This window comes from Bacillus sp. V59.32b, assembly GCF_003429085.1.
GTDB lineage: Bacteria > Bacillota > Bacilli > Bacillales > DSM-1321 > Peribacillus.
Genome location: NZ_QVTC01000017.1, coordinates 104,338 through 110,337 on the forward strand (window position 1 = coordinate 104,338; position 6,000 = coordinate 110,337).

General features: G+C 34.4%; 5 protein-coding genes. All 5 read left to right on the forward strand.

Annotated elements, in window-relative coordinates; translation table 11 throughout:
• Positions 1–272 precede the first annotated feature (272 nt).
• The 5 genes from D0463_RS19570 (at position 273) to D0463_RS05330 (ending at position 5,541) form a co-directional block, all read left to right on the forward strand.
• Complete coding sequence (locus tag D0463_RS19570; protein WP_174234295.1) at positions 273–419, forward strand: hypothetical protein; 147 nt, start codon at positions 273–275, stop codon at positions 417–419.
• A gap of 320 nt (positions 420–739) precedes the next feature.
• Complete coding sequence (locus D0463_RS05315; protein ID WP_117305894.1) at positions 740–1,516, forward strand: ion channel; 777 nt, start codon at positions 740–742, stop codon at positions 1,514–1,516.
• Positions 1,517–2,479: 963 nt separating this feature from the next.
• Positions 2,480–2,941, forward strand: coding sequence for a hypothetical protein (locus tag D0463_RS05320; protein ID WP_117305896.1), 462 nt, complete (start codon positions 2,480–2,482; stop codon positions 2,939–2,941).
• A 59-nt stretch (positions 2,942–3,000) separates the two neighbouring features.
• Entirely contained in the window at positions 3,001–3,315 is a 315-nt protein-coding gene (locus tag D0463_RS20210; protein ID WP_483295718.1) for a DUF5050 domain-containing protein, read from the forward strand.
• A 681-nt stretch (positions 3,316–3,996) separates the two neighbouring features.
• Entirely contained in the window at positions 3,997–5,541 is a 1,545-nt protein-coding gene (locus D0463_RS05330; RefSeq protein WP_160118372.1) for an ATP-binding protein, read from the forward strand.
• The last annotated feature ends 459 nt before the right edge of the window (positions 5,542–6,000 follow it).

Genomic DNA, 6,000 nt, shown 5'->3' on the forward strand with positions numbered 1-6,000 from the left:
TGTATAGTTCTTGTCTTCTCAACAGATACTATGAAAGTTAGAAAGGGGAGATAGAATGCCCCAAAAAGAAAAAGCTCCAAATCTCATAGAACAGCCTTTAATTCAACAGGCACTACTGAAGCTGGATTTAAAAAGGATACTAAGAAGTGAAAACTATCGAGTAAACCTAAAATTGGAGAGACAATCGTAGGAGATGACGGAATAACTGGTCGAACTAGATAGTCATCATACCGATCACATCCATAGACTACTCTAATCAGGAGATGAAAAGAATGAAAACAAAGGATGACTTTTCAGAGGGAGCCAAAGTAACAAAAGACAATCAAATATTTGGAACACCTAATAGTAAGAGTAAGAATGGAACAGGCGACTCACCAAATGATAATGTTGGTAATAATAAAAGTGAACGTAACGAGTAGACTGGCAGCCGAGAATTTCTTGGCTGTTTTTTTATTCATTATTTTATGCCTTTTTGAGCTACCCAGTCGTATTAGTAAAACTTCCTAAAATTATTTTGACATATGAAAGTATAGACGGGATGGGATTTCTTTGAGAGTATGAATATATACCCATATGAAAGAGGGTATAGGGCATTCGATTTGATTATTATTGGAGCTGGTCAAGCGGGTTTATCTATGGGATAGCAACTTTCCAAAACTAGCAAATACCCGGAACAGTATGAATATACATTTGATTTACTATTTCAATTGTATAGAGAGATATTTTTAAAGATTAATTAATGGAAGGAAGGTTATTGTTTTTGTTAATATTTCGTAGGCTAGTAAATAGGATAAGTAAGGTCAATAATACATTTATTTTCGTTTCGACTATTTTAGTTATAGCGGTTAGCACTTTTGTAATGAGAAAAATAGAACCCGATACATTTCCAAGTTTATTTGATTCTTTGTGGTGGGTTATGACAACGATGACTACTGTTGGTTATGGAGATTTTTATCCCACAAGCGTAGGCGGCCGGATTTTCGCCATGGCATTATACATAATAGGGATCGGTATCTTAGGAGTTGTAATAGGAAAAATCGTTGATTCGTTTGGTACTTTCAAACGTTTGAAAGGGGAAGGTAAATTGAGATATAAGGGAAAAAATCATATTGTAATTGTTGGTTGGTCAAAGAAAGCAGAGTATGCGGTGAAGGGAATTCTTTCTACTAAGGACTCTGACGTTGTGATCATTGATGAATTGGATAAAGAGCCTTTTGAACACGACAGAGTTCATTTCGTTGCTGGTGATGCTGCTACAGAGAATACAATAGATATGGCGAATATTAAGGAAGCCAAATCTGTCATTATTTTTGCTGATGATAAGATTGATAATCCATTATTGGTTGATGGGAAGAGTATGTTGCTAGCAGCCTCTATAGAACAATACGCACCAAATGTAAAAACAATTATAGAAGTAATAAAGGAAGAGCATCTTAGAGGTTTTACTCACGTTAAAGTGGATGAATTTATCTTATCTAATGAACTTGTTTCTAGTAGAGCTGTTGCCTCTTTATAAAATAAAAAGAGCCTTGTTGGCAATGGATTATTAATAGCAGAGTAAATAATGCATCATTAAGTATTTTATTGATTACGGGAATATTCAACCCTTATGCAAACCGCATTTGGTCATAGATCCTCATCATAAATGAAGGTTTCCTTAATGAACGTTTGGAAATAGGAGCTGATTAACATCATCTTTTTAAGAGGAGCTGCCATCTCTTATTAATTAGCTTGGGGTGTGACATCTTTATTTAACGATAGTAATTATAAAAAGGAATCGATAATATATATAAGTCTGATCATTAATAATACGTTTGATAATTAGTAAAAAGTTTGATTAAAATCCTGGTTAATGTGCAGGATTTTTTTGTTAAGCAATCGGGTCAGATTGTGGAACAGTGCCTAAAAAAATGGGATATTTATGTTGAAATACAGATAAGATTGTGAAGTAGGTTCACCATATGTCTATGCTTTAATTAGGATATCACTTAGGTTCATTATTAGGGGAAACATTTAGTTGGTAAGACGTACTTAAAGATTAGAAAATGGAAAAAAAGGCAGAAGACGAAGATAGAAAGGAACGGTAAAAATTGAACTGGATTATTACAACAGCAGGTATAATTATTATTGGGATAGTGTTTTAATTTCAGGGTTGTTAGTAGTAGTAAAAGAAGTAAAGAACAAGGAAAATTCAATTTTCATTATTATACTCGACATTTTTTCTTCAGTTCCTGTGACTAGCGAAGGAACTCGAATTTGGTTCGGAGTACTCTTAATAGTCGTCGGTTTATTATTGTTTTTAATGTAGTAATACAAATCAAAATGATGAATATTGGGTTTAGCAAATATCCAGTTGTATTATCTCTGCGAGTTAGGGCTCTCAAACGAACGAGGCAGGATAGTTAAAATGTTTTTCTATAAATAAATTCAACACTATTGTTGATAGTTTCTAGATTTTAAGGAGAGGGAATTTAAAACTATGACAGAAATTACATTCTTAGCTTCTTCAAAGCCATTTGAAATACCAGATGAAATGGAAGAACACAATAATCGAATAGTATTTGAACTTGAGGAAGATGCGATCTTTTTCTCTGTTCAAAAGGTTGATGATTATTGGAAGAAAAAAATTAAAGGGTTGTTTTCTTTGCCCTACGTTTATGAAGTAAATGGAGTTGGAAATCGTCTTTTTCTAACGTACCTTGATAAATATATGGAATCAGGAGATGCGTTGGAAATTTACCAAGTACCAAATCAACACGCATTCAAAAATTACAAACAAAGGATGGAAGAACGTCCTGAGCCGATTGAAGTAAATGTGGGCAGTCATACTTACCGGAACATTTATGGTTTATATCAGTTAAATACTAAAAAGTGGTTAGATGATTTAAACCACCGAAATTACATTACACATCATGGTATTACCACATTTGTTAAGTATTAACTGTAGGTCATTAATCAATTTCATATTTTCAGACAATTAGAGGCGTAGATGCGGAAAATCTGTACTATATAGATGAAAATGAACACTTGTATCAAGTTAATAAACAAAACGGTAATGAAACGAGAATAACAGATCAAAAGTTTTCATCGATACACGTAGATGAAAATTGGATCTATTACTTGAATTCAGGTGATAACTATCATTTATATAAAATGAAGAAAAATGGAGAAGACAATCAATTATTAGTGAAACAAGAGATATCAGATATACATCTATTAGATAATTGGATTTACTCTAAAATAGATGGAAATCAAGATATTTATCGAGTTAAAACAGACGGGACAGAAAATCGTTTGTTTTCAAAGCATATCTAAAAGCATTTATAAATTAAAAGTAAAAAAGCACTGTTTCTGGCAGTGGTTTTTTATTGTTGTGCGCCTGGCATAGGCGCAGTCTGTGCGAGTGCCGAACTATGAAGGCAGTAGTGATTGTTAGCATAACACATGGGTATCCACTGTGACGTGGAATCTGAAGGAAGCGGGCAGAAAATTCCGCTCTGAGAAACACGAACTTCATATAAGGCTAGGTGGCCACTGGAAGTCTACAACACAGGACAAAGTCCTTATTGCCAAAGGTGACACAGAGTAAGTAAAGCAGATAAGTGAGACTGTGTTCGTATCCGGGGAGGTCTGATATAGAAACACGAAGATCCCTTTGTAACCTGTCCAGAAATAATAGGGGAAAATCTTTTGTTGTTCAACTTACAGATGCTTTTCTTCAATAAAATATCAGTAATGATCTTCCGAAATCAGGCGCAATTCTTTAATAAGGAATGCGCCTTTTCACATTAAACCCAGAGTGTGGAATAACACCATTTTTTAAAAGTCTAATATTGTCCTATTACCACAAATCTTAAGGAGGGAACGGTATTTCAGTAACAAAAACAGGAAAATAAAATATGGATCTGTTTTTTTTCAGTATTAATAAAGGATTTTAGCATTTAATGTCAAAATAATTGAAGGATGGTAGCTAACGTTGACGAAAGAGGGGAGTTTATGAACGAGCAATTAGGAGTTGTCGGAAATCAAATTAAGCAGCATAGTGAATTGCTGGCGGAAAAGGTTTCTGAATTATTGAACCAAGACATCGCCCCATCCTTACTGCTTTCAAGTAAAGATCAAGAAATCAATTGGCTTGAATTATTTTTTGAAAGTCTTGGCGACTCTCTATGCTCGTGCCCAGACGCAGCTTTCAGGAATATATTGCGGTGTACCGGCATATTCGGTCAGAGAGCCATCGATTCAGAAATTTCTCCAGACAAATCACTGTATTTTTTTATTTACTCCCGAACGGTTATTTCTGATTTCCTATTTGAAAAAATTAACGGTAACCAGCTTACCGCAAATACAGTGCTCTCTGCAAGCCGGACAATTAATCAGCTAATTGATTCAGCCTCAATTTCTTTTATCAGCCATTATAAGGAAAGTTTATCGGCTGCCAAGTATGCGTTAGCAGAATCCAATGAAGGATTACATATTACCTTAAAAGAACTTAATGACCTTAAGACAGCTTTGGATGAAACGACAATTTTTTCCATTACGGACAAAAACGATAATATTACATATATCAATGATAAGTTTTGTGAAATTACAAAATACTCGAAAGAGGAACTAATCGGTCAAAATCACGGTAAAATTCTGAATTCCGGATACCATCCGAAACATTATTTCGAAGATGTTCGGAAAACGATTCAACAAGGGAGGGTCTGGAAAGGGAAAATTATGAATAAAACAAAAGAGGGTACTACTTATTGGGTGGACACGACAATTATCCCCTTTCTAGATAGCAATGGGAATACATACCAGCACATTGCCATTCAAAATGACATTACTGAACAACAAAGGACGGAAGAACTTTTACGTAAAACAGAAAAGCTTTCATTAGTCGGAGAATTGGCAGCCGGAATCGCACATGAAATACGTAATCCTCTGACGACAATAAGAGGATTTGTGCAGTTGCTTAGTCAGTCTAATGAGAATAAAGATCTGCAGTATACTGAGACCATTTTAGATGAAATAGACCGGATAAACTTTATTGTCAGTGAATTCATGGTATTTGCCAAGCCTCATGCTATGTACTATACAAAGTGTAATCTGTCTGAAGTCTTATCAAGCATTATTCATTTGCTCCGTGCAGAAGCTATGTTAAAAAACGTAAAAATCAGTCAATCATTCTCTTCTGATAAACTGTATATTTTTGGTGAAGAACATCAATTAAAGCAAGTTTTTTTAAACATGTTGAAAAACGCTATCGAAGCTTTACCCGATGGAGGGAATGTCCATGTTTCTGCTACTTCTGACAAAAATTATGTCACGATATCGATAGAGGATAACGGAATAGGAATACCTCCGGAACAAATCCCAAAACTTGGAGAACCATTTTATACGACGAAAGAAACAGGGAATGGATTGGGCCTTATGGTAAGCTTCAAGATTATTGATAACCATAACGGAAACATGACCGTTAAAAGCGATGTGAATTCCGGTACTACTTTCCTAATAACTTTTCCCCTGTACAAAGAGAATAAAGTATCTAATTAACACCTATTATCAGGAAACATCCCAAAATTATTGGCGTAAAGCCGATTCTCACAGGGATTAATCCAGATGTTGCTCAAAAAACAATTCAATCAAATACTGAGTTAAACAATATAACTATTGAAGCAAATATAGAGCGCGCCTTATATAACATTGGTATTACTTAGAAAAAAGAAGTAGATGATTAAATAAAAACAAGGGGCTGTACATTATTGGTACATCTGCTTGTTTATTTTTTTAGTTACACCTGTCAGGATAACATCTAATTCACAATGATCTTCCACAATCAGTCGTGTTAGTGGAATAACATTACAAAAAATGGCGAAAAGGAAATATAAACAGCTACTTGATTTTCTTTATCAAAAATCGCTTATGCCTCATTAAAAAAGCTCCAACCTTTCAGTGTGAACTATGACCCGAATAATGGACACTTAAAAAAGTCTCTTATTCGGGTTTTTTGTA